The following is a 24,451-nucleotide window of genomic DNA, read 5'->3' on the forward strand; positions in this document are numbered from 1 at the left end:
ATGAAAGCAATTACTATAGTATATTTTCTGCTGGCCTTGACCCTTTTCACGGCCTGTACCAATAGCAAAGATAAAGGCGGCTCTCCGGAGAAAACTGAAGCGGCAAAGGACACCGCTGCACCTGTTGCGGATAACCCGGACAACGTTGAACTTACCGACGAGCAGATGAAAGCCATCGGTATCGAACTGGGCCATATCGAACCGCGGGGGATAACTTCCTCTTTTAAAGTGAACGGTGTTTTAGAAGTCCCAAATCAATTTAAAGCTAAAGTCACCTCATCCTTCAACGGTATCGTTCGTACCCTCACGATAGTACCGGGTAGCCTTGTCCGAAAAGGCCAATCTATCGGCACTATTGTCAACCCGGATCTGGTCAATATGCAGCAACAATATTTAACCGTCAATACTAAGCTCAACCTGGCTAAACTGGAATATGACCGGCAAAAGACTCTCGTTACCGGAAATGCCGGTGCCCGAAAGAACCTGCAGCAGGCGGAGAGTGATCTTAAAACATTGGATACAGAAAAAGATGCGCTGTATACTCAGTTGTCAACCTTGGGCATTTCGCCGGAGAGCGTCGCAAGCGGCAAGATCACTTCCAGCTTAGCTGTCAGGGCACCGGTAACCGGCACCGTCAGCAAGGTAAGCGCAGAGATCGGTACCTACACGGATGCGAACACCGTCATAGCGGAAATAGTTAATAATGACCGCTTACAGGCAAAATTGTTTATGTATGAAAAAGACCTGCCTAAGATCCACCTAAATCAAACTATCCGTTTTAATATAACGAATAACCCTGCCAGGGAACAGCAGGCCGTTATCAACGCCATTGGGACGGCCTTTGAAGACGGCTCCACGACCATTGCAGTAAGGGCAGGTGTGCTAGGGGACAAAAAGGGCATGATTGAAGGCATGAGCATCAATGCAATGGTGAATGTGGGTAATGCTGTGGTGCCTTCGCTGCCGGATGAAGCCATTGTGACCTATCAGGGCCAGGACTACATTTTTGTTCAAGTGAGCGAACAGGGCAATAATGAAAAGACGTCAAGCGAATCCAAAGGAAAACCGGCAAAAAGTTCCGTGACAGCGGCGGAAGCAAATGAACGGAAAGAACCCAGATTGTCCTTCAAAAGGGTGAAGGTGGTGAAGGGTGCAAGTAATATGGGCTATACAGAAATAAAGCTGCTGGAAGAAATATCACCAACTGCGAAAGTTATTACCAAAGGGGCATTTTTTGCCTTAGGCAAAATGACCAACGCGGGCGAGGAGGGCGAATAACTACCATGAAAATTTTAGATATGGATATGAATTTCGAACTCGTCATGGTGGGTAAACTTTTTGTAGCCTTTATTTTTGGCGCTTTCATAGGTTATGACCGGGAAAAACAAGGAGCCGATGCGGGTATCCGTACTTACGCCGCCATCTGTTTCGGTTCTACCCTGTTTACCGCTATAGCAGACAGTTTTAATGACATTACTTCTGCCTCCCGGATCATTGCCAACATCATTATCGGTATTGGTTTTTTAGGCGCTGGTATTATTTCCAAAAACGAAGGTGCTAACGGGGCGTATGGCTTAACTTCCGCAGCAACAGTTTGGTGTACAGCAGCAGTTGGTGTTACTGTGGGATTGGACATGTTTATCATTGCCGTGGTAGCCTCGTGCATGCTATACTTTCTGCTGTCTCTGGACAGGCAATTATGGTATAAACGATGGAAGGAAAAAATAAAAATTAAAGCCGCTAACTGATATCCTATACCCGGAAAGATTTCCGGGTATAATTTCATTTTAGTTAAAACCCCCACTTATCGGTGAGTATTGACGGTACATTAATTAGATACGACTTATGAATAGCCTCTTAGGTTTCAAAATATTATTTATAATCAATCCCGGGTCTGGGTGCAAGGACATAGACTGGCATACCATTATTAAAAACTTTTTTAAAACTTCCGATCATGCCATTGAATTATTTCAGCTAACCGTCCCCTGTCATCCCGAAAGCATTCAGGAAAAGATTAAGAGTTACCTACCGGATAAAGTTGTCGCTGTGGGTGGCGACGGAACGGTTAAAATGGTGGCGCAATATTTACAAGAAACGCAAATCCCGCTGGGTATTATACCGGCAGGCTCTGCTAACGGCCTGGCGAAAGAACTGATGATACCGGAAGATCCCATCCAAGCCCTTGACGTCATTGTAACAGGCGGAACGAAGCGCGTACACCTTGTCAGAATCAATGATCATCTGTGTATCCATTTAAGCGATATAGGATTCAATGCATACATGATAAAAAAGTTCGACACCGGTAACGACCGCGGAATGTGGGGCTATGTGAAAGCATCGTGGAAAGTCTTTTGGAATAAGCCCACCGTTCGCGTAACCATTCAGACCGATAGCACCTCTATCAAAAGGTATGCAGCAATGATTGTGATCGCAAACGCGACCCGATATGGTACAGGGGCGTTGATCAACCCAATCGGCAGGCTGGATGATGAGGTTTTTGAGGTGATCATTCTCAAAAGGATTTCAATAGCTGAGATCTTTAAAATGATGATCACACACACGCCCTATGATTATAGAAAAACGGAGATCCTGCAAACCAAAACATTGTTTATTCAAATGGAGAAAACCGCTCATTTTCAAGTTGACGGGGAATATTTAGGGGTCTTAAATCAAATCAGGGCACATATATTGCCAAATGCTTTGACGGTGATCATCCCTTAAGCGTATTTTTAAACAATTCATGTTACTAGTAAAAATTAAAAATGATATGAACATACTTAAATTAATTGCCCATTACAAGCTTTATATTTCCTTATTAATCGCGTTTGTTTTTTTGATGAGTCAATACAAACTGTCATGGCCCAGTTCTTTTTAGGATTACCTGGCTGGGGTATTCCATTAGCAGTTTGGCGCTTTCCTGGCTCCCGATCATGACAATGGCACAAGGCGATATAGGTAGGTGTTCTAAAAGTCAGGATTCCAACCGAATGCTGGTATTTGGATTTATTTTAACGCGATTATTGTCGCACTAAATGCTGTATCGTTTCCGGATTGCGGCAAAAGAAACAGAGTTAGTGTTGTACGAAAAGTTTGCCATTTCCAAAACAAATCATTTTAAACATGTTATTATTATTTCCACATTATGAAAAAATTTTATTTGTCTGTTGCGTTTGCTATCGCAGCTACCTTATTAGGGGTGGTTGTGCGATTGGCAGATCTGCACCCTCCTTCGATTATAGCTACTGTTGTTTTTTTTTTCGCATTGTTGGGTGCGGGCTTCCTGCTATCGTGGGGATTGGAATCCGCCGAGAAGTTTGTCGCGAAAGGCCTGGCCATTGCAGTATTAGCCCTGATCACAGTACTTCCCGAATATGCAGTAGATATCTATTATAGTTTTCAGGCAGGCCGTCATCCAGGGTCAGAATACGTGGGCTTTGCCGCTGCGAATATGACCGGTGCCAACCGGCTTTTAGTAGGATTGGCCTGGCCTGTAATTGTTCTACTCTACTGGTGGCAAAATAAGAAAAACAGTGTAACACTGGGCAACTCGAATTTCAAGGAAATAGGGTTCTTATTTCTTGCAAGTATATATTCATTTTTCATCGTCCTGAAAAATAAAATTGATCTTTGGGACACCCTTATTCTCATTATTATCTACTTTATCTACTTATGGCAAACCGGTAAGGGATCTAATGAAGAGCAAGAAGCGGAAAAAGAAATCGGGCCAGCCGCCGCTTTAACTAATTTGTCAAAGCAAAAGCAGTATATAATTATCACCGTTCTGGGTGTTTATGCCGCATTTGTTATTTTGTTATCAGCAGAACCATTTGCTGAATCGTTGATCGCTACAGGCGGGCAGTTGGGGCTAAATAAATTTTTGCTGATCCAGTGGCTGGCTCCGCTGGCTAGCGAGGCGCCAACAATTATAATAGCGATTCTACTAACCCTCGCCCTCAAACCGGAATCCGCCCTATCTGCACTGATCAGTGATAAGATTAATCAATGGACTTTGCTCGTTGGAATGATTCCGCTTGCTTATTCTATAGGCGGTGGAACATGGGGGCATTTACCCTTGGATGCCCGGCAAAGGGAGGAGTTTTTTTTAACCGCAAGCCAATCGCTATTTGCCCTCTCTCTTTTATTGAATTTGAAATTTTCCCTTAAGAAAGCGCTATTACTGCTTTTTCTTTTTGCCGTCCAACTCTTAATTGCTTTTATTTACCGGAACGACGAAATTACCACGATCCATTCGTTAACCTATCTCTCCTGGTTATATTTGATTTTAGCGTTAGCTACGGGCGTTCAGCAGCGAAAAGAAGTGATTAACTACGTTTTAAGTTTAAAAAGACCTTAATAAACCGGTAATTTAAAACAGCACACAATTGGTAGAAAAATGAAAACAGGTAAAAATGAAAGAAGTGTTCGAATTTATGATGGGTATGGCTACACTGATAAGTTTTTTATATCTGGTCATGTTCTAGTAAAAAACAAAACCGCACTTCGTCCTTTTACCAACAATCCGTTTTCAAATGCTTTTCAAATGCTAAAATTGTTCTCCGTTAAACCCTTAGCGAATGTGAGGGTTCAATTAATATGGAAGCATCACGAGCTGTACGCAATAACCAGAAATGATGGTTTCTTTCTGTTTGAATGGCAATCAATTGCTAAAGTGACTTCCGGCTGGCATAAAGTTAAAATTAGTGTTTTAGATGAAAATGAAAACAAGCAGGTAACAGGTGAAGGTAGGATTTATGTACCTCATTCAACCCAATATGCTTTTATATCTGATATAGACGACACTATACTGGTTTCTCATTCTTCCTACCTTTTGAAGAAGCTAAAGACGCTGTTGACTAAGAACCCCTATTCAAGGAAAGTATTTGACGATGCAGTTGAACATTACCGTTTATTGTCTTTGTCGCACACCGATGGTTACCTAACAAATCCTTTTTTTTATATCTCAAGTAGTGAGTGGAACTTATATGACGACCTGAAACATTTTTTTGCTATCAATAAACTGCCGCAAGGTATCCTCCTGTTAAACAATCTTACTTCATGGCACCGCCTTTTAAACAAACGCAAAGCTAAGCACGATGGAAAATTGATATGGATAATAAGGATATTAAATGATTTCGCAAATCAAAAGTTTGTCCTCTTGGGGGACAATTCTCAAAAGGACCCTATGATTTACGCTGCTATCGTAAAGAAACACCCGAAACGCATCATTGCAGTGTATATTAGAAATATTAATCCCGCTAAAGAAAAATTTACAATGGATTTATTATCAGAAATCAAAAATCTTGGAATAGACACTTGTTTTTTTAAAGAAAATAGCGAAGCAATCTTACATTCAAAAAAAATTGGTCTCATTAATTAGTAAACGATTTTTTAATCCTTAATGTTTATCTGCTATGGAAAAAGCTATTTTTTCAATACCCAAAATGGATTGCTCTGCCGAAGAGCAACTTGTCCGCATGAAGCTTGACGGCGACGAAGCTGTCAAAAAACTTGATTTTGACCTGTCCGGACGCCAGCTTACTGTTTTTCACGAGGGCGATACAGGTGCTATTGATCAACAGCTGAGGGAACTGAATCTAGGTGCGAAGCTCTTGCAGACAACAGATTTGGGCGAAGTCGACGTCGAACTTTCGCTACCAGGAGATACGGCTGCTGAAAGACGGCTGTTATGGATCGTATTTGCAATCAATTTTGGATTTTTTGTGCTAGAAATCGTAACTGGCTTTATTGCCGATTCTATGGGCTTGGTTGCCGATAGCCTGGATATGCTCGCTGATGCTTTCATCTTTGCAATGAGTTTATTTGTTGTAGGTAAAGCAGTAAGCAGTAAAAAGAAGGTGGCCGCAGTAAGCGGTTATTTGCAGCTGGCCCTGGCCGTCTATGGGATGATCGAGGTCATACGACGGTTTGCCGGCCATGACGAAACGCCCAACTATCAGATCATGATTGCTGTGTCTGCTTTTGCACTTGCAGGCAACGCCTTAACCCTGTATCTGTTACACAAGGCGAAAAACAAGGAAGCCCATATTCAAGCCGGTTCGATTTTTATATCAAACGATGTTGTTATCAACGCCGGTGTGATAGTGGCAGGTATCCTGGTATATCTGGTTCACTCCAGAATCCCAGATCTTGTGATCGGCACCATTGTATTCGTCATTGTTGGTTTCGGCGCTTTCCGGATATTGAAACTTGCGAAACCCTGAGTATTGGCAATCAAATTAATGAGTGCTGACTTCAATTTACCTGCTTTATGAAAATAGCAATAGTACAGCAAAACTACCACATTGGTAATTTCGAGCATAATAGGAATAAGATAGTAAAGGCCATTGAAAAAGCAAAAAGCGATCAGGCAGACCTCGTCGTCTTTTCGGAATTATGTGTTTGTGGTTACCCACCGAGGGACTTTTTGGAATTCGATGACTTTATCGCAAATTGTTATGAGAGCATTGAACTGATCAAAGCGCATTCTAATGGCATTGGTGTAATAATCGGTTCTCCTCAGCGAAACCTTATACCCGAAGGAAAAGACTTGTTTAACTCGGCTGTTTTCCTACATGACAAGCAGATCATCGGTGTGGCGAACAAATCCTTGTTACCAACCTATGACGTCTTTGATGAATATCGGTATTTTGAACCGTCCAACGAGTGGAAGGTCATTGAATTTAAAGGAGAGCGAATTGCCCTAACGATCTGCGAAGATATCTGGAATCTCACTGAAAATCCGTTATACCGGGTTTCCCCAATGGAGCTGTTGATCAGGGAAAATCCCACGCTATTGATAAATGTCACCGCTTCCCCCTTTGACTATGACCATGATGATGACCGAAAAGAGATCATCCTGGCAAATATCCAAAAATATCATATTCCCATCATTTACTGCAATACTGTCGGAGCGCAGACTGAGCTTATTTTTGATGGCGGTAGTTTGGTTTTTGACAGATCAGGCAAGCTCTGCAAAGAACTCAAGTATTTTGAGGAAGATTACTACCTGGCCGTAACGGAAAACATCACCGATGCTCCAGCTGGCGAAGCAGATAAATATAAGTTTGTCGATGAGCGGGTAGCCAGGCTGAAAGAAAGCAATAAAGTGCTCACTTACTTAACCACCGACAAGAATATTTCACAGATCTATAACGCTCTTATTTTGGGCATCCGCGATTACTTCACCAAAATGGGTTTCTCGAAAGCTACACTCGGTGCAAGTGGCGGTATCGACAGTGCAGTGGTACAGGCATTAGCTGTAGCAGCCTTAGGAAAGGAAAATGTACACGTACTCCTCATGCCTTCCCAATATTCATCCGGCCATTCTATAGCCGATGCCGAGCAGCTGAGCCAAAACCTGGGCAATGCGTACGAGGTACTGGCCATAAAGGATATTTTTGATCAATATCTTACGACACTGCTACCGGTATTTGAAGACCTGCCTTTCAGTATTGCAGAGGAAAATCTCCAGAGCCGGATACGGGGCAACCTTTTGATGGCCTTTGCGAATAAGTTTAGCTATATTCTTTTAAATACGTCTAACAAGAGCGAACTGGCTGTGGGGTACGGAACCTTATATGGGGACATGGCTGGGGGCATATCAATTTTAGGCGACCTTTATAAAACGCAGATTTTCGCGCTGGCAAAATTTATCAACCGCGGGGATAACATCATTCCTGAAAACATTTTAACAAAAGCGCCGTCGGCGGAGTTGCGTGAAGGCCAGAAAGATACGGATGCGCTTCCGGAATACGATGTATTGGATCGTGTTCTGTATGAGTACATTGAACGTAGAAGAGGACCGAAGGATATTATCAATCTGGGATTTGAAATACCTGTCGTCGACCGTATTCTGAAGTTAGTCAATACAGCGGAATTTAAAAGGAATCAATTTTGCCCGATTCTGCGCGTTAGCCGAAAAGCTTTCGGGGTAGGCAGGCGGATGCCTATTGTAGGAAAATATTTGTCATAGCAAATAGAGGGGACCTTTCTTAAGATCAAACATCATCAGTTGAAACTTCGAGAAGCCATATTAACCATCGCTTCACTAACTATGTTACAGTTCTAATCTACTTTATTTGGTTGATTTTAATCTTTGTATCAATTTTAGGATCGAAGTACATCTATTTTATGTTAGCAAGTGGCGGGATGATATGAGTTTAGCACACTATTTGCTCTTTAAGTCGAATTTGTATTTACTAATTTAGTTGTGTATTTTTGCCAACAATGAAATTTGGGAGTTTAGTTATGTGCGTTGTTATACTTGTGCTGGGCTTGATGCCTTGCAAAGATTCTAATGCCGCGTCTAAAATCTCAGCCAAAATAACTCTTGAACAAGGCCACGGAGAATCAAACCCGCTGCAAGATCATTGTTCCCCATTTTGTCAGTGTTCCTGCTGCAATACACCATCACTAACTGCTGTCACGCCCTTACTATTTTCTATACCAGGAGAGGTGTTGCATTTTTATCCTCATTTGCCGACATCTAAGATCAAAACCAGGAACATAGATATTTGGCAACCGCCCAAATTGATTTCTTAAAATTTCGCTTCTTTCTCATGCAAAATACATGAGATTCCTATTTTTCAATTTATTAATCAGGTATGGCTCGAAAAAAAAGAGCAATGCCAAACAAGCACCGTGTAGTTTACTACGGTCGAAAGACTAGACCTAAACCGACTTGGATGCGCGTTATCAGAATTATTTCACTGATCATTATTGTGATCGTGATGGTTCTGGCCATTATAGGCATTGCTATGAAATATTACCATATGGTAACTAAGCATTAAAAATTCTCATGTTAAATAAAATAATTAATTTTTCCATCAACAATAAGCTGGTCATCGGGCTATTTACGCTCGCCCTGATCGGATGGGGTATTTATTCCCTCAAGCAACTTCCCATAGATGCCGTTCCGGATATCACCAATAACCAGGTCCAGGTTATCACCCTCAGCCCCTCGCTGGCTACGCAGGAAGTTGAACGACTTATATCTTACCCTGTCGAACAGACCATGGCGACGATCCCCGAAATTGAGCAGGTACGTTCGCTATCCCGGTTCGGCCTTTCGGTGGTGACCATCGTTTTTCACGATAAGGTCGATATTTATTGGGCCCGGCAGCAGGTTAATGAAAAACTGTCCGAAGCGAAAAACAATATTCCGGCAGGTTTAGGTAATCCGGAAATATCACCGATCTCTACCGGACTCGGGGAGATCTACCAATACGTGATCCATGCCAAGCCGGGTTATGAAAAGAAGTATGACGCGCGTGAGCTGCGCAGTATCCAGGACTGGATCGTCCGCCGGCAGCTGCTTGGAACGCCCGGAATTGCAGAAGTGAACAGTTTTGGCGGTTTATTGAAGCAATATGAAATCGCTCTTGATCCGGATAAACTGCGCAGTCTTAACTTAAGCATCAGCGACGTATTCAATGCCCTGGAACAAAATAACCAAAATACAGGCGGAGCTTATATAGACAAAAAACCAAATGCTTACTTTATTCGGAGTGAAGGGCTGGTTGGTACGATTGATGATATCAATAAGATCGTAGTCAGGAACAATGCAAATGGTTTACCTGTACTCATTAGAAATATCGCTACCGTCGGGATCAGCAATTCCATACGTTATGGTGCATTAACCCGGTCTACAGCTAATAGTGAAGGAGAAGCTGTCGGCGGCATTGTCATGATGCTGAAGGGCGCTAACGCCAATAATGTAGTTAAGCAGGTTAAAGAAAAGATCGCGCGTATTAACAAAACCCTGCCGGAGGGCGTGACCGTAGAGCCGTTTCTTGACCGTAGCGCATTGGTTGATCGTGCGATAGGCACCGTCGCAAGAAATCTTATCGAAGGAGCACTGATCGTTATTTTCGTGCTGGTGATATTCCTGGGAAACATCAGGGCAGGATTGGTCGTTGCCTCCGTCATTCCCCTGGCCATGCTTTTTGCCATCTGTCTGATGAACGTCTTTGGGGTCTCAGGAAACCTGATGAGCCTCGGTGCGATCGACTTTGGTTTGATCGTTGACGGGGCGGTGATCATTGTCGAAGCGACGATGCATATGCTGGCGATAAACAATCCCGGACGCCCTTTTACACAAAAGGAAATGGACGAGCAGGTGGAGCAGTCTGCCGGAAGAATGATGAGCGCAGCTGCATTTGGTCAGATCATTATTCTGATCGTCTATCTTCCTATCCTGGCCCTTGTAGGAATTGAAGGCAAAATGTTTGGGCCTATGGCGCAAACCGTATCGTTTGCCATCCTTGGCGCATTCTTGCTTTCGTTGACCTACGTGCCCATGGTTTCGTCATTGGCGTTAAGTAAAAAGCAAAGCCATAAAAAGAATTTTTCCGACCGGATGATGGACGCTATTCACCGCCGTTATTTGCCATTGATCAAAGGCGCGCTTAACAAACGGTTGATCGTTGTCGGCAGCTCGGTTGCTTTGCTCATCGTCAGCATATTCATCTTTACCCGTATGGGCGGTGAGTTTATTCCAACACTGGAGGAAGGGGATTTTGCAGTAGAGACACGGTTATTGACCGGCAGCTCACTGACGCAAACGATTGACAAAGTAAACCAGGCTTCGCAGATACTGGTAAAAAAATTCCCAGAAGTTAAAGAGGTGATCGGAAAGATCGGAGCAGCAGAGATCCCGACTGATCCCATGCCCATGGATGCCTGCGATCTTACCGTTATTCTGAAGGATAAAAAAGAATGGACCACAACCCACAGCCGGGAAGAATTAGCTAATCTTATGGCAGAGTCTTTAGAGCAGGTTCCGGGTGTCACGTTCGGCTTTTCACAACCTATCCAGTTACGTTCCAACGAGCTCATCTCAGGTGTGCGGCAGGACATCGGCATTAAAATATTTGGTGATGACCTTGACGGGCTAACTGACCTTTCCAGGAAAATTGGCAAGATCGTAAGTTCTGTTCAGGGAGCTAAAGATGTTTATTTGGAACAGGCAACCGGCCTGCCACAGATCGTAGTTAAAATTAACCGGGATAAGGTCGCCCAATACGGCCTGAGCATTGGCACCGTTAACCAGGCACTTAATACCGCCTTTGCCGGTCAGTCGGCCGGTTTGGTCTATGAAGGTGAAAAACGCTATGATATGGTGGTTCGCCTTTCCCTGGCCAATCGCCAGGGTATCGATGATGTCAAGAACTTATACGTAAGTGCTCCGAACGGGAATCAGGTACCCATGGAACAATTAGCGGATGTATCGTTTGAGATCGGGCCTAACCAAATCCAGCGGGAAGATACGAAAAGACGCATTATCGTCGGGCTGAATGTCCGTGGCCGCGATATTCAAAGTGTCGTTACCGAGATCCAACAGAAGATAGATCAGCAGATCAAATTACCCCCTGGATATTATGTTACTTACGGCGGCCAGTTTGAGAACCTTAAAGAAGCGACCAAGCGCCTTTCGGTAGCTGTACCAGTGGCGTTATTACTGATCGTTTTGCTGCTTTATTTTTCATTCGGTTCATTCAACCAGTCTTTGCTTATTTTCTCGGCTATTCCAATGGCTGCCATCGGCGGTATCTTTGCCCTGCTTATCAGGGGGATGCCGTTCAGCATCTCAGCAGGCGTTGGTTTTATTGCCTTGTTCGGTGTGGCTGTATTGAATGGTATCGTACTGATCACGGAGTTTAACCGCCTGAAAAAATCGGGCAAGAACGATTTGAAGGCTATTGTTCTGGAAGGCACTGAAGTCCGGTTGCGGCCGGTGTTAATGACCGCCACAGTCGCCTCACTGGGTTTCCTGCCAATGGCCATATCTACCGCCGCAGGTGCGGAAGTCCAAAAGCCATTGGCAACCGTTGTTATCGGCGGACTGATCACTTCTACTATTTTAACTTTAATTGTTTTACCCGTGTTATATACTTATTTTGAAAAATGGCGTGATAAAAAAGTCAAAGCTATCCCGGCTGCCATCATTGCGGTATTGGTTTTATTCGGAGTGCCCGCCAGGGCGCAGAATGTGCCGTCTCAGCCACTCAATATTCAACAGGCGATCAGTACGGCTGTTATAAATAACCAAAACGTGCAATCATCGCGACTGCAGATCACGCAGCAGCAAGCACTTAGAGGTAGCGCTACTGAACTTGGTAAGACGGATTTTAATATCCAATATGGCCAGATTAATAGTGTAAAAAGGGATAATAATATCAGCATTCAGCAAAATATCCCTTTCCCCGGCTTATATAAAAACCAACGTGAGGTGTACAATGCGAGAATCGGAGCTGCCGAGATCGGTCTTAATGTTACCAAAAACCAGCTTACCTACGAGGTCAGGCAAGCGTACACACAACTAGCCTATTTCGTTGCCTTGCAAAAGTTGTACTTCAGCCAGGATTCTATTTACAGCGCGTTTTTAAAGGCCGCGGATCTGCGCTATAAGACCGGTGAAACGAACCTGCTGGAAAAGACCACTGCGGAAACGCAATATAACGAGGTTAAAAACCAGATGATGAAAAATCAGTCTGATATAGTGGCTGCTAAGTCTGAATTAAGGCGCTTGATGAATACGACGGACAGCATACTTGTAACACCGGTACAGTTTGTTAAGACAACGGATGCAGTCCCCTATGCAGACAGTAGCATTGTAAGGAATCCATCGCTCGCCTATCAAAAGCAGCAAATCGTCATTGCCGACAAGAATATCAACCTGGAAAAATCACGGTCCGGGCCGGATTTTACTGTAGGTTATTTTAACCAGTCCATAATTGGCGTACAAAGTATCAACGGTCAGGACCGGAACTTTACTGGCGCGAACCGCTTCCAGGGAATACAAGCCGGTATTTCGGTACCGTTATTTTTCAAACCCTACGCGGCACGGATCAAGGCAGCGAAGATTGACAAACAGGTTTCCGAATCCCAGTATAATCTTTACCAGGTCAACCTGCAAAGCCAGTACCAGCAAGCCTATCAGGACGTACTGAAGAACGCGCGCAGCATTGAATACTACGAAAAAAGTGCGTTGCCTAATACGAACCTGATCCTGCGACAAGGCCAGATCGCTTTCCAAAGTGGTGATATTGGCTATGTTGAATTTTCTCAGGCGCTCCGCACTTATTCTGAGATCAGGTTTAATTACCTGCAAGCAATTAATCAATACAACCAATCCGTTTACACGCTCCAATACCTTAGCGGCTTTTAATTAAATATATGAAATTTACCACTCAATCCATAGGAAAATTGGCTGTTATGATAGCCATCCCATTTGTCATTAGTTCTTGCGGCAGCAAACCGGCCGAGACCTCAACGGGCGAAGCCAAGCCGGATACGGCTCATAAAGAAGATAAAAATACTGTAGAGGTGACCGCCGCGCAATATAAAGCGATCGGGATCAGTTTGGGTTCAGCTGAACCTAAGAATCTTGCCGGATTACTGAAAGTTAACGGCTTTATCGATGTCCCGCCACAGAATTTGGTTAGCATAACCACCCAAATGGGGGGAATTGTCAAATCTACCCCCTTATTGCAGGGAAGCAGTGTCAGCAAAGGCCAGGTTATTGCCGTCCTGCAAAATCAAGACTACGTGCAGCTACAGCAAGATTATCTGGAAAGCAAAAGCCAGCTGGAACTAAGTGATGCCGAATACAGACGGCAGCAAACTTTAGCCCAGCAAAACGTGAATTCACAAAAGGTGTTACAGCAAGCCAAAGCACAATATCAAACCATGCTGGCCCGGGAAAATGCGCTGACGCAACGCCTCCGGCTGATCAACATCAGCCCTGAAAGACTTTCGGCAGGGAATATCCGAAGCTCAGTCAATATTTATGCCCCCATCAGCGGCTATGTGACCAAAGTGAACGTGAACACCGGAAAATTCGTTGCACCGAACGACGTGATGTTTGAGATCGTCAATAGTTCAAATCTCCATGTCGAACTGAATGTTTTTGAAAAGGATGCCGAAAAAGTTAAACCCGGACAAAAGGTGCGCTTTAACCTCTCTAATGATTCGACGGATCGGGTAGCCACTGTTCAGTTGGTGGGACGAGAGGTCAATACGGATAAAACAATAACGGTACATGCTATTGCCGAAGGCAGTATCAAATTTATCCCGGGAACTTATCTGAAAGCCTATATAGAAACCGGCAGCAGTCAGGTCACCGCATTACCGGAAACCGCGATTGTTGATTTTCAGGGGAAAAAATACGTTTTTGTACACACTGAGGTGAAGCAAAGCAGTAGCCACCAGCATGAACAAAGCGAAGCAGAGAGTGTTAAAGAGGCGGCAGGCGAATCTTTTCATTTTGAAATGGCAGAAGTCACCACCGGTATATCCGATGGAGGGTTTACTGAAGTTCAATTGCCAGCCGACCAGTCTTTGAAAGGCAGGATCGTATTAAAAGGTGCATATGACCTTTTATCTAAAATGAAAAACAGCGAAGAAGAATAGTCCGTATGACGGGCCTGTTTAAATATTTAATATCTCAAACTATGAAAAATAAGAATGATGAACAGCCGGTTAAAAATGAACAGCCGGTCAAGAAAAAAGCAGGCCCTACCGCGGAAAACACAAAAAAACGGCAACCTGACGAAAAAGAAAAGTTAAAAGACGGCCATCCTGATAAAAAGCATGACCATGACCATGCAGAGAAAGGTCATGACCATGAGGAAGGCGAAGGCCACGACCACGAGCATGGCGGCATTTTTGGAAAGAACACGGAAATGATCTTTGCGATCATATGTGGCGCGGCGCTTGGCGCAGGTTGGGGATTGTCTTTTGTTACCGGCTTGCCTTCATGGGTAAGTTTGTCCTTATACATTGTCGCTTATTTCTTCGGCGGCTTTTTTACGGCTAAAGAAGCTGTCGAAACCATACTAAAAGGTGGATTTGAAATTGACTTCCTGATGCTTGTAGCTGCCATCGGTGCGGCGATCCTCGGCGCGTGGGTTGAAGGAGCGTTATTGCTTTTCCTGTTTAGCCTCGGCCATTCCCTGGAGCATTATGCGATGGGTAAAGCCCGGAAGTCGATTGCGGCGCTTACCAGTCTCGCCCCGCCCACAGCCCTTGTTTCCAGGGACGGAAAGGAGGAAGAAGTGCGTATCGAGGAATTGATATTGGGTGACATCATTATCATTAAACCCAACAGCAAAATACCTGCTGACGGCGTAGTGGTCAAAGGTGAAGGCAGCGTTAACCAGGCACCGATTACCGGCGAAAGCATACCGGTCGATAAGTCCCCCGTTCCCGATGCCAGCAAAGACTTCGCCAATGAAGCGACGATCAAACCGCAGTACAGGGTATTTGCCGGAACGATCAACGGCGCATCGGCATTGGAAGTAAAAGTCATTAAAGAAGCTAAAGATTCTACCATCTCCAGACTTGTCAAGATGGTCAATGAAGCTGAAAAACAAAAATCGCCGACGCAGCTGTTTACGGATAAGTTCGAAAAATACTTTGTACCGGCCGTATTGATCCTGGTAGTTGCCTTATGCTTCGCATACCTGGTGATCGATGAACCGTTCAGTAAAAGCTTCTACCGGGCGATGTCCGTACTGGTAGCAGCCAGCCCTTGCGCGCTGGCCATATCTACACCGAGTGCCGTCCTTGCTGGTGTAGCCAGGGCCGCCCGCGGTGGAGTGCTGATCAAAGGCGGGAGACCCTTGGAGGATCTGGGTTCCCTGAATGCTATCGCATTCGACAAAACTGGAACACTAACCGAAGGCAAGCCACAACTGACCAACGCCATACCTTTCGAGAAGATCACAGAAGAAGAATTGCTTACCCTTGCCGTAGCCGTGGAAAAACTCAGCGACCACCCGCTTGCTGAAGCAATTGTTAAAGGCGCAATGGAAAAACTCAAGAAAGCCCATATACCCGAGGCCCATAATGTCAAAGGCATTACGGGGCGCGGCGTTCAGGCCGAGGTCGGCGGGAAAAAAGTGCTGATCGGGAACAAAGCGTTATTTGAAAAAAGCATACCCGTTGAGGTTCTTAAACAGGTTGAAGAACTGGAAAAGCAAGGGCATACCACCATGCTGGTTAAAAGGGAAAAGGATTTCATCGGGCTGTTATCATTGATGGATGTGCCCCGCAAAGAAGCTAAACATGTACTTTCAGAGCTAAGCAATCTCGGCATTAAAAAAATGGTCATGCTCACCGGTGACAACCAGCAGGTGGCAGATGCCGTGGCAAAACAAATAGGCATAACCGAAGCCTGGGGCGACCTGATGCCTGAGGACAAGGTAAAGTCAGTTCAAAAGCTGGACAAAGCTGAAAAAATGGTGGCCATGATCGGAGATGGTGTAAATGATGCACCAGCCATGGCTAAAAGTACGGTGGGCATCGCTATGGGAGCCGCAGGTTCTGATGTAGCATTAGAAACTGCTGATATCGCCTTGATGGGCGACAAATTGGAAAGCCTGCCATTTGCTATCGGACTGAGCCGTAAAGCGAAAGGTATCATCAAACAAAACCTCTGGATCAGCCTGGGAATGGTGGCAGTGCTTATTCCGCTCACTGTTTTGGGCATCGCTTCAATAGGACCTGCTGTGATTGCTCATGAAGGTTCCACCTTACTGGTCGTCTTTAATGCCCTCCGCTTGCTGGCCTATGACAATGACCATAAAAATATAGCTAAATCGAAAACCAAAAAGGATGTTTAAAAAAGTCAAAAAGTTCTTCGGCGCGTTAGGCCCCGGGATCGTAACAGGTGCGAGCGATGATGACCCATCAGGTATAGCGACCTATTCACAGGCAGGTGCAAAGTACGGCATTGCCACTTTATGGACAGTGCTCATTACATTCCCCCTGATGGCCGCTATCCAGGAAATGTGCGCCAGGATCGGTCTGATCACCTCGGCCGGGCTCACGACAACCTTAAAACAGCATTATGGCAAACCGGTGTTGTACCTCATGGTGCTTTTCAGCGTTCCGGCGATCATTTTGAATATAGGCGCAGATATTGCCGCCATGGGTGCCGTTGCGAACCTGCTCGTTCCTGCAGTGCCGTCATTTTATTTCAGTGTTCTGTTTACCGGTTTGCTGTTATTTTTTATTATTTACCTGCCTTATCAAAAGTTCGTTGCAGTACTGAAGTATCTGTGCCTTACATTGTTATTATATATAGCGGTTCCGTTTTTTACAAAACCGGACTGGGGTATAGTGCTAAAGCAAACACTGATGCCGACCATTAAATGGAATAAGGATTTTGTTGGTGTCCTGGTCGCCATATTGGGAACCACGATATCACCCTATCTTTTTTTCTGGCAAACCGCTATGGAAGCCGAAGATGTAAGGGCACTAAAAAGACAGGTGATGATCAATAAACGCTTACTGACACTCAGCGATGATTTTCCTGATGACGGAAAAAAACGTGAGGCAAAGTTGCTATCCATGCTCATCCAAAAAATGGGCATTGATGTGAACCTGGGCATGTTCTTGTCTAATATGATCATGTTTTTTACGATCCTGGCAACAGGAACTGCGCTGTACAGCCACGGGATAAGGGATATCAACACTGTCGAACAGGCCGCAAAGGCCTTGGAGCCTGTAGCCGGGAAATTATCCTATCTGCTTTTTGCGGTCGGTATTATTGGCACGGGTTTCCTGGCTATCCCGGTTCTGAGCGGATCATTGTCTTATATCGTAACAGAAACCTTTGGCTTGAAAGGCAGCCTTGATAAGAAGTTTCAAAAGGCCAAAGCATTTTACGGTATACTTATCGTTTCGGTCTTACTCGGCCTAAGCATCAACTATTTCGGGATCAATCCGATTAATGCGCTGCTGTATACGGCTATCCTGTATGGGATCACCTGCCCCGTAATTATTGCTATTGTACTTCACATTGCGAACAATAAAAAGGTAATGGGGGATTATACCAATAAATGGCTGTCTAATACCCTGGGCGGTCTTTGCCTGCTCGTCATGACAGCGGGCGCTGTCTTCCTGGTTTACCTGCAATTCTGGAAATGATGATAAAGGCGATAGATATGCGATTTCCGGTGATCTTGGTTGGCTTGGTCTTCTTCGGACTGATCGCTTTTACCTGTATGGCCAATACCGCGCTCTTAATTCAATTGACCTCGATCAACCGGGAGGTCGGTCAAACGATCAACAGTACAAGGTTTACCTTTATGGACTCGCTTTCGCCGCACTTTGGTAGTTATTCCTTTTGGATACCCTTCTATTGTTCCGTGATCCTCCTGCTGATCGGGTTTGATCGCGTAAAGTTTTTGAAGACCTGCGTTTTGATCACTGTCTATCTTGTCATTGCCGGTGTGACAGCCTACGGTTTGGACAGCATCGGCGAAAGGCTTTTTTTGCAAAACTGTGCTGGCTTCCATTATAAATATACAGCTCTTATTCCTATGGATTGTTCACTGGTTTGCCTTAATGCTACCCTTGCGTTTGGCGCAGCTATTTTCGTAAGCCTTTACCTCGGCAAAAAATTCGTTATAATTAAAGTTTTGTTATTGCTTTTTGCGCTGATCATTATTTACAATCTGATCTATGCTGGTGATGACCTGCCAGCCAGTTTAGCGCTTGGTATGATCACCGGGCTACTCTGTGCATTTGCCTGCCGGGTTGGGTTCAAAAAGTTAGAAGCAGATGAAAGAATTTAAAATATAAATATGAACGCTAAGGAGATCTTATTTTCGATAATCCCGGTCTTGCTGCTTTTCACCGGCGGCTTAATTGCTTTATACCGTCCGCCCGGTGCTGCGTTAAAAAGTTTTGTGCTTCACTTTGCTGCTGGTGTGGTGTTCTCGGTCGTAGCTGTTGAGCTTTTGCCGGATATGATTAAGATACATGATGCGAAGTCTATTATTATCGGCTTTACCTTAGGTATCACGGCAATGCTGTTGATCAAACATAATACCGAGAAACTAGCGAATAAAGAAAGCGATGTAAAGAAAAGTAAAGCACTACCCTGGGGAATACTTACCGCTATCGGCGTTGACCTTTTACTGGATGGCATTTTGTTGGGTATTGGCTTTGCAGCCGGTGCAAAAGAAGGTGTGCTGCTCGCTTTAGCGCTCGCCCTGGAATGCTTTTCTTTAGGGATGGCTACCGTAACTACTTTGCTGGAGTCTTCCTTATCGAAAAAAACAGTCATCGGCATCTTAGCTGGATTGAGCTCGCTGTTTATTGTTGGCGCTTTGATCGGCTTACTGTTACTACACGCCGCAGGTGATAAAGTATTGGAATTGATTTTATCGTTTGGTTCGGCCGCACTTTTGTTTCTCGTTACTGAAGAACTACTGGTTGAAGCGCATGAAGAAAAGGATTCGCCTTTCTACACCGCTGCCTTTTTTGGCGGCTTTTTAATTTTTATGATCCTGGGAATGGTATTTAACCAGGAGCAAAAACACCTATCAACAATATGATCACAACTAAAAAATTCAATATCAACCGCGTGGATGCCAACCATAAGGTCTATGTTTCTTTAGGTCTGGCTGCAATATGTTTCTTTTCGACGCTCGGCAGCATCTCCGGTTCCGTCCATTTCATGGTGACCTGGCTTACCTATGCGGTCGCTTCATTGACATTATCAGGTTTGACGATCTTTAACATCCATCCTGCCGATGTGCACCGGGAAGCTCATGCACAGGATTCCAGCCGTACGATCGTTTTTGTTTTTGCCGTGTTCGCCTCTTTGGCCAGCCTGTTGGCCATATTAGTACTATTGAGGTCAACGGGCGGTGATACTACCCAGCGGCTAACCCTGCATGTCTTGCTTTCTTTGGCCTGCGTGGTCAGTTCCTGGGTACTGGTACATACAATATTTACTTTCCGTTATGCCCATTTTTATTATTGCGATATAGACCAGGATGCTGACGGTAAAAACCTTAAACCTGGCGGCTTACAGTTCCCGGATGAAGACAAACCCGACTATCTTGACTTCAGTTATTTTTCTTTTGTGATCGGCATGACCTTTCAGGTCTCCGATGTACAGATCACCTCCAAAAAGATCAGACGGCTTGCGCTCATGCACGGTTTGTTATCGTTTAGCTTTAACACCGTTATTGTTGCATTGAGTATTAATGTGGTTGCCGGTTTAATGCAAAAATAGAATGAATAGTAACAATTAAAAACAACAGCTATGGTTTGGAATAATGAGCACTATCCCTTTGAAATGAATGACCTGGAACCTCACGTAAGAGAAAAAGCGATCCAGATCGCCAACAAAATGAAAGAAGAGCGGACAGTGTCGGAATTATCTATTGTACCGGAAGCGATCAAGCAGGCACAGGAATGGTTTTTAGATATGGAGGGTTAAAATGGAAATTACCTTTAAACAAACAGCGAGTGAAGGACTTTTCAGTTATTTATTCGTTAAACAGGCGGCCACCGATAATGATTCGGCGCGGTATTTCAGGCATTTGCACCATTACCTGTCCCTTGCTAAGCAATTAACATCAGGGCTAAACTGTTACATACTTACCCGTTATTCTCCTTTCTTAACGGATGTTTTGAAGCTCGTACACACAACAGATTGGCATTATCATTTACAGTCAGATGATTTTGAGGGATTAGGTAAGGATCTTGGATTCAGTCAGTCCAACAGATCGGGTAACGGCAATATCGTTAAAGAACAAAGTGCTTATTTTCCGCTTAACGACCTGCTGACACTGCAAAGTTTTCCCGAGGATACTTTTGGCGATACCGCTACGCCGATCACAATATTCGCGCTTAAACCAGGTTCGGAACAAGATCTCCACGCTTTTTTGTCAACCCAGCGAACGCCTTACCTGCCGGAACTTTTACTCGAAAAGGAACTTTTTATTCATATTCTCTGCGGAAAATGTTCCGGTTATTATGATACAGTATTAATAAAATCGATCCGGGATATAGCACATAAGATAACCGTGGTTAATCACAATGAACAGGGGAAATAGTATGATAATAAATGATGAAAGTGAATGGACAATAGTGCTCAAACTATTATTGGCAGTCATCCTCGGCGGCGTGATTGGGCTGGATCGCGAAAAGCATGGCCGAAGCGCAGGCATCAGGACTTATGCCGCCGTTTGTCTGGGCGCCGCTTTATTCACGGCTATCGGTGAGCACATGGGCGACCTGGCGGCAGCGTCACGGATCATTGCCAATATCCTGGTTGGTATCGGCTTTTTAGGGGCGGGAATTATTTATAAAAATGACGTCACCAATAGCTCCAGCGGATTGACAATGGCGGCCACGATCTGGTGCACGGCTGGTATAGGCGTGGCAATAGGACTGAATATGCTGATCATTGCTTTTGTTGCAACAGGTGCGCTTTATGCGCTGCTGGCTTTGCACCATCAGTCATGGTACACCAGATGGAAGAAAGAAATGCAAGCCAAACACGGCGCTGAAAAAAATGATGAGGAATAATATGGAAAATAATGATTTAATACTGGCGGAGATCCGCGAACATCAGGACACCGTAGCAACGCTTACCGATCCGGAACTACTAAGTTCCATAACAGCGGCTGCCAGATTGGTTACGAGTGTAATTGCGGCAGGGAAAAAAATACTGGTTTTCGGCAATGGCGGATCAGCCAGTGACGCGCAACATATTGCCGCAGAATTTACCGGCCGATATGTTAAAGAAAGGCGTGGCCTTCCCGCCATAGCGTTAACAACCGATACATCGGCCCTAACCGCGATCAGCAATGATTATGGATTTGCCAGAGTTTTCGCCCGTCAGGTGGAGGCGTTGGCACAACCCGGCGATCTGGCTATCGGAATATCAACAAGCGGCAACAGCGAAAATGTACTACAAGGTTTGATCACAGCGAAAGGCCTTGATTGCCATACACTTGGCCTGACAGGTAACGGTGGCGGCAAAATAGCTACATTATCAGATGTGTTACTGAATGTGAATTCCAAAACTACAGCCCGTATTCAGGAAATGCATATCCTGATCGGGCATGTCCTATGCAGTGCGGTCGACAGAATTTATGAATAGGTAGGTATGCAAGTAGTGATTATGATAGCTCAGTTCATGCTGGGTATTTCTTTATTGGTGACGGTACACGAGTTAGGACATTTTATTGCCGCCAGGGCATTTGGGATAAAAGTAGAAAAGTTCTACCTGTTTTTTGATGCCTGGGGCTACAGCTTATTCAAATTTGAGTATAAAGGAACGTTGTATGGCATAGGCTGGCTCCCCTTGGGAGGCTATATTAAAATGGCTGGACTTCACGAGCCTGAAGATGAAGACCCGGGCAGCGTCCCTGATTTTGAAACGGAAGCCGGATCGTATAAGACTAAGCCCGCCTGGCAGCGGTTAATTGTCATGTCCGGGGGTATTATACTAAATTTGTTATTGGCGTTTTCCATCTTTTCCGTGCAAACGGCGATCTATGGTAAAGGATACATTCAACGCCTTAAATCAGATTACGGAATAACGCCTGGTGAAATTGGGTTAAAGGCAGGGTTATTGCCCGGCGACAAGATCGTCGCCATTGACGGCGACTCCGTCTTTTATCAGGATGAATTATTGAGCACGCGCATCCTTAAAAGAAATACCATATTAACGGTCATCAGAAGTAAAGCGGATGAAAAGGTACATATGCACCTGAAGATCTCGCCGGAGATCATGCGTTTGCTGGCAGATAAAGCGCCAACGGAATTCTTTCGTATGAGTACCATTTTTAAATTCGATTCCATTTATACCAACAGTGAGCTTCGCAACGCGGGCATCAAGAAAAATGACCGCGTGGTAGCGCTTGACGGAAAACCACTGCATCAGTACGATGACTTCATGGTAAGACTGCAGGAGAATAAGCAAAAGCAGATATTGCTTACCGTAATTCATGATGGCAAGACCAGCCAGGTACTTGCCCATAAAGATAAGGACGGCCATATTGGGTTTTCGCTAAAGGCGGTTCACCCCAAATTAAAATCCGTAAAGGTAACTTTGCCGCAATCCTTAGGTGTCGGGGCGACACGCACCTGGTCTTCGTTTTCCGATAATGCCAAGGGATTAAAGGATATTATGGAGGGTAAGGTTAAGGTCGCCGACGCAATTACCGGCCCAATAGGGATCGCAATGCTTTTTGGAGGAAAGCTGGACTGGCTACGATTCTGGCGGTTGCTTGCTTTGATTTCAACAGCCATTGCTTTTTTTAATCTACTGCCCTTGCCGGTTCTGGATGGCGGTCAAGCTTTGTTTATTGGGATCGAAGCAGTCCGTGGAAAACCGATGAACACGACGGTCCTGGCCTATGTTCAGATTAGCGGGTTAATCATAATTGTGCTTCTCGCTATCTATGTATGTTACATTGACATTGCCCGGCTGATCATTTAATTATTTATCATGAAAAGTATATTTGTTGCCTTTTTGATTTGCTATTCCGCTTGTGGGCCGATTGATAAAGTCCGGGCTGCTGTAAAAACGCTACATTATTGTTTTCCATCAGATACTTCCATTAGCAAATTGCTGCAAACACGTATATCCACGTTTAAAGCGATACCGGTGGAGAACGGAACGGATAATTATTATGTCAAGCTGATGCTCGCCTTATATGACGGCGCAAACGACATGATAAAAATGCAGGCTGGCAAAATATCGGATACCAATGTTTCGCAACAATCCTTATTATTTCAAAGATTTCATGATCAAATGAGCAATCGATATGTAGCTTTTCTGGCGGTTAAATCACATGAGAGCCGGGTCAATCCGCGTTTTAAAGCTATGGCCGATGTTGCATTACAGCATTTCAGCCGGTTTGAGTTTCAACAAAACCAAACGTCAAGTAGCCTTCTCACAGCACTGTTAATCGAATTTTATGAAAACATGGATCAGATCAGTGTTGCGTTTATATCAATGGGTGAAAGCGAGCGTTTAAAAAAATTAGCTTGGGATAGTATTAAAAAGCAAAACGCATTGATTGACCTGCTAAATAAACGACAATGAATATTGTAGCAAGATCTGAAAGGTTCGTCAGGAAATTTATCTCTGAAAATCTTCCGAATAATATATACTTTCATAACGAAATTCATGCTCAGGATGTCGCTGAGGCGGTGAAGGAAATTGGCAGGGTTAGCGCTGTTACTCACGAGGATATAGTTGTTCTGGAGGTAGCCGGATGGTTTCACGATACCGGCTATTGCTTTGAATATGACGGACATGAAAACTCAAGTATTAATATTGCCGATGGTTTTTTAAGCTCCGAAGCATGTAGCAGGGATTTCGTTGAAAAAGTAATAAAATGTATAAGGTCAACCCGCTTCCCGCAACAACCCAATGGTCTTTTGGAACAGATCATTTGCGATGCAGATCTCTATCACTTATCGAAGAAGAACTACAATGATTATGCCGTTCGCCTCCGGGCAGAATGGTCGTCAATCTTGCTCAAAGGTTTACTGATCGGGATTGGGATTTACAGAATATTGGGATGATGAGCAAACACCGGTATCATACTGGTTACGGACAACAGATTCTGGAGAGTAGAAAACAATTGAATATCAAAAAGCTTATTTCAGCGCTGGTTTAATAGAT

The 24,451-nt window shown here is 44.4% G+C and carries 22 protein-coding genes; all 22 read left to right on the top strand.

The features are described from left to right. Positions 1-1,278, top strand: a complete 1,278-nt coding sequence (locus G7092_RS17485; protein WP_129568250.1) for an efflux RND transporter periplasmic adaptor subunit — start codon at positions 1-3, stop codon at positions 1,276-1,278. 5 nt (positions 1,279-1,283) lie between these two features. Further along, on the top strand, positions 1,284-1,748 hold the full coding sequence (locus tag G7092_RS17490) for an MgtC/SapB family protein (protein ID WP_223266106.1): 465 nt from the start codon (positions 1,284-1,286) through the stop codon (positions 1,746-1,748). Positions 1,749-1,845: 97 nt separating this feature from the next. Further along, positions 1,846-2,721: a diacylglycerol/lipid kinase family protein gene (locus tag G7092_RS17495; RefSeq protein ID WP_129568249.1), complete on the top strand. Its 876-nt coding sequence runs from the start codon at positions 1,846-1,848 to the stop codon at positions 2,719-2,721. Positions 2,722-3,142: 421 nt separating this feature from the next. Further along, positions 3,143-4,354, top strand: a complete 1,212-nt coding sequence (locus G7092_RS17500) for a calcium:cation antiporter family protein (protein ID WP_129568248.1) — start codon at positions 3,143-3,145, stop codon at positions 4,352-4,354. Positions 4,355-4,393: 39 nt separating this feature from the next. Next, entirely contained in the window at positions 4,394-5,377 is a 984-nt protein-coding gene (locus G7092_RS17505; RefSeq protein WP_129568247.1) for an App1 family protein phosphatidate phosphatase, read from the top strand. A 34-nt stretch (positions 5,378-5,411) separates the two neighbouring features. After that, the gene (locus G7092_RS17510; RefSeq protein WP_129568246.1) at positions 5,412-6,221 is read left to right on the top strand and encodes a cation efflux transmembrane domain-containing protein; all 810 of its coding nucleotides are present in this window, start codon (positions 5,412-5,414) and stop codon (positions 6,219-6,221) included. Positions 6,222-6,268: 47 nt separating this feature from the next. After that, positions 6,269-7,972, top strand: a complete 1,704-nt coding sequence (locus tag G7092_RS17515) for an NAD+ synthase (RefSeq protein WP_129568245.1) — start codon at positions 6,269-6,271, stop codon at positions 7,970-7,972. A gap of 254 nt (positions 7,973-8,226) precedes the next feature. Next, positions 8,227-8,541: a DUF6660 family protein gene (locus G7092_RS30990; protein WP_369074294.1), complete on the top strand. Its 315-nt coding sequence runs from the start codon at positions 8,227-8,229 to the stop codon at positions 8,539-8,541. Between the two features lie 256 nt (positions 8,542-8,797). Further along, positions 8,798-13,168, top strand: coding sequence for a CusA/CzcA family heavy metal efflux RND transporter (locus G7092_RS17520; protein WP_129568244.1), 4,371 nt, complete (start codon positions 8,798-8,800; stop codon positions 13,166-13,168). Positions 13,169-13,176: 8 nt separating this feature from the next. Further along, on the top strand, positions 13,177-14,412 hold the full coding sequence (locus G7092_RS17525; RefSeq protein WP_129568243.1) for an efflux RND transporter periplasmic adaptor subunit: 1,236 nt from the start codon (positions 13,177-13,179) through the stop codon (positions 14,410-14,412). Positions 14,413-14,453: 41 nt separating this feature from the next. Further along, a complete protein-coding gene (locus G7092_RS17530) occupies positions 14,454-16,625 on the top strand; it encodes a heavy metal translocating P-type ATPase (protein ID WP_129568367.1) in 2,172 nt (723 codons plus the stop codon). Continuing rightward, positions 16,618-17,934: an Nramp family divalent metal transporter gene (locus G7092_RS17535; protein WP_129568242.1), complete on the top strand. Its 1,317-nt coding sequence runs from the start codon at positions 16,618-16,620 to the stop codon at positions 17,932-17,934. The genes G7092_RS17530 and G7092_RS17535 overlap by 8 nt, the downstream gene beginning before the upstream one ends. Further along, complete coding sequence (locus G7092_RS17540) at positions 17,931-18,584, top strand: hypothetical protein (RefSeq protein WP_166091206.1); 654 nt, start codon at positions 17,931-17,933, stop codon at positions 18,582-18,584. The genes G7092_RS17535 and G7092_RS17540 overlap by 4 nt, the downstream gene beginning before the upstream one ends. Positions 18,585-18,593: 9 nt before the next feature. After that, complete coding sequence (locus G7092_RS17545) at positions 18,594-19,349, top strand: ZIP family metal transporter (protein WP_129568240.1); 756 nt, start codon at positions 18,594-18,596, stop codon at positions 19,347-19,349. Continuing rightward, positions 19,346-20,035 (top strand): DUF1345 domain-containing protein, encoded by a 690-nt coding sequence (locus tag G7092_RS17550; protein ID WP_129568239.1) that lies wholly within the window; start codon positions 19,346-19,348, stop codon positions 20,033-20,035. The genes G7092_RS17545 and G7092_RS17550 overlap by 4 nt, the downstream gene beginning before the upstream one ends. Positions 20,036-20,065: 30 nt before the next feature. Continuing rightward, positions 20,066-20,242: a DUF2188 domain-containing protein gene (locus tag G7092_RS17555; protein ID WP_166091207.1), complete on the top strand. Its 177-nt coding sequence runs from the start codon at positions 20,066-20,068 to the stop codon at positions 20,240-20,242. Between the two features lies 1 nt (position 20,243). Beyond that, complete coding sequence (locus G7092_RS17560) at positions 20,244-20,861, top strand: hypothetical protein (protein ID WP_129568238.1); 618 nt, start codon at positions 20,244-20,246, stop codon at positions 20,859-20,861. Between the two features lies 1 nt (position 20,862). Then, a complete protein-coding gene (locus G7092_RS17565) occupies positions 20,863-21,336 on the top strand; it encodes an MgtC/SapB family protein (RefSeq protein WP_129568366.1) in 474 nt (157 codons plus the stop codon). Then, on the top strand, positions 21,323-21,913 hold the full coding sequence (locus G7092_RS17570; protein WP_223266103.1) for a D-sedoheptulose 7-phosphate isomerase: 591 nt from the start codon (positions 21,323-21,325) through the stop codon (positions 21,911-21,913). Before G7092_RS17565 ends, G7092_RS17570 begins: the two co-directional genes overlap by 14 nt. 6 nt (positions 21,914-21,919) lie before the next feature. Then, entirely contained in the window at positions 21,920-23,257 is a 1,338-nt protein-coding gene (gene rseP / locus G7092_RS17575) for an RIP metalloprotease RseP (protein ID WP_129568236.1), read from the top strand. A gap of 9 nt (positions 23,258-23,266) precedes the next feature. Further along, complete coding sequence (locus G7092_RS17580; protein WP_129568235.1) at positions 23,267-23,866, top strand: hypothetical protein; 600 nt, start codon at positions 23,267-23,269, stop codon at positions 23,864-23,866. Beyond that, on the top strand, positions 23,863-24,351 hold the full coding sequence (locus G7092_RS17585; RefSeq protein WP_129568234.1) for an HD domain-containing protein: 489 nt from the start codon (positions 23,863-23,865) through the stop codon (positions 24,349-24,351). Before G7092_RS17580 ends, G7092_RS17585 begins: the two co-directional genes overlap by 4 nt. The last annotated feature ends 100 nt before the right edge of the window (positions 24,352-24,451 follow it).

The organism is Mucilaginibacter inviolabilis (assembly GCF_011089895.1).
Classification (GTDB): domain Bacteria; phylum Bacteroidota; class Bacteroidia; order Sphingobacteriales; family Sphingobacteriaceae; genus Mucilaginibacter; species Mucilaginibacter inviolabilis.

Excerpts from the sequence above, each read along its gene's own strand:
- G7092_RS17525 (WP_129568243.1), top strand. The coding sequence starts at position 13,177 with ATGAAATTTACCACTCAATCCATAGGAAAATTGGCTGTTATGATAGCC.
- G7092_RS17490 (WP_223266106.1), top strand. The coding sequence starts at position 1,284 with ATGAAAATTTTAGATATGGATATGAATTTCGAACTCGTCATGGTGGGT.
- G7092_RS17515 (WP_129568245.1), top strand. The coding sequence starts at position 6,269 with ATGAAAATAGCAATAGTACAGCAAAACTACCACATTGGTAATTTCGAG.
- G7092_RS17560 (WP_129568238.1), top strand. The coding sequence starts at position 20,244 with ATGGAAATTACCTTTAAACAAACAGCGAGTGAAGGACTTTTCAGTTAT.
- G7092_RS17540 (WP_166091206.1), top strand. The coding sequence starts at position 17,931 with ATGATGATAAAGGCGATAGATATGCGATTTCCGGTGATCTTGGTTGGC.
- G7092_RS17545 (WP_129568240.1), top strand. The coding sequence starts at position 18,594 with ATGAACGCTAAGGAGATCTTATTTTCGATAATCCCGGTCTTGCTGCTT.
- G7092_RS17555 (WP_166091207.1), top strand. The coding sequence starts at position 20,066 with ATGGTTTGGAATAATGAGCACTATCCCTTTGAAATGAATGACCTGGAA.
- G7092_RS17520 (WP_129568244.1), top strand. The coding sequence starts at position 8,798 with ATGTTAAATAAAATAATTAATTTTTCCATCAACAATAAGCTGGTCATC.
- G7092_RS17565 (WP_129568366.1), top strand. The coding sequence starts at position 20,863 with ATGATAATAAATGATGAAAGTGAATGGACAATAGTGCTCAAACTATTA.
- G7092_RS17500 (WP_129568248.1), top strand. The coding sequence starts at position 3,143 with ATGAAAAAATTTTATTTGTCTGTTGCGTTTGCTATCGCAGCTACCTTA.
- G7092_RS17535 (WP_129568242.1), top strand. The coding sequence starts at position 16,618 with ATGTTTAAAAAAGTCAAAAAGTTCTTCGGCGCGTTAGGCCCCGGGATC.
- G7092_RS17485 (WP_129568250.1), top strand. The coding sequence starts at position 1 with ATGAAAGCAATTACTATAGTATATTTTCTGCTGGCCTTGACCCTTTTC.
- G7092_RS17580 (WP_129568235.1), top strand. The coding sequence starts at position 23,267 with ATGAAAAGTATATTTGTTGCCTTTTTGATTTGCTATTCCGCTTGTGGG.
- G7092_RS17505 (WP_129568247.1), top strand. The coding sequence starts at position 4,394 with ATGAAAACAGGTAAAAATGAAAGAAGTGTTCGAATTTATGATGGGTAT.
- rseP (WP_129568236.1), top strand. The coding sequence starts at position 21,920 with ATGCAAGTAGTGATTATGATAGCTCAGTTCATGCTGGGTATTTCTTTA.
- G7092_RS17550 (WP_129568239.1), top strand. The coding sequence starts at position 19,346 with ATGATCACAACTAAAAAATTCAATATCAACCGCGTGGATGCCAACCAT.
- G7092_RS17530 (WP_129568367.1), top strand. The coding sequence starts at position 14,454 with ATGAAAAATAAGAATGATGAACAGCCGGTTAAAAATGAACAGCCGGTC.
- G7092_RS17570 (WP_223266103.1), top strand. The coding sequence starts at position 21,323 with ATGATGAGGAATAATATGGAAAATAATGATTTAATACTGGCGGAGATC.
- G7092_RS30990 (WP_369074294.1), top strand. The coding sequence starts at position 8,227 with ATGAAATTTGGGAGTTTAGTTATGTGCGTTGTTATACTTGTGCTGGGC.
- G7092_RS17510 (WP_129568246.1), top strand. The coding sequence starts at position 5,412 with ATGGAAAAAGCTATTTTTTCAATACCCAAAATGGATTGCTCTGCCGAA.
- G7092_RS17495 (WP_129568249.1), top strand. The coding sequence starts at position 1,846 with ATGAATAGCCTCTTAGGTTTCAAAATATTATTTATAATCAATCCCGGG.
- G7092_RS17585 (WP_129568234.1), top strand. The coding sequence starts at position 23,863 with ATGAATATTGTAGCAAGATCTGAAAGGTTCGTCAGGAAATTTATCTCT.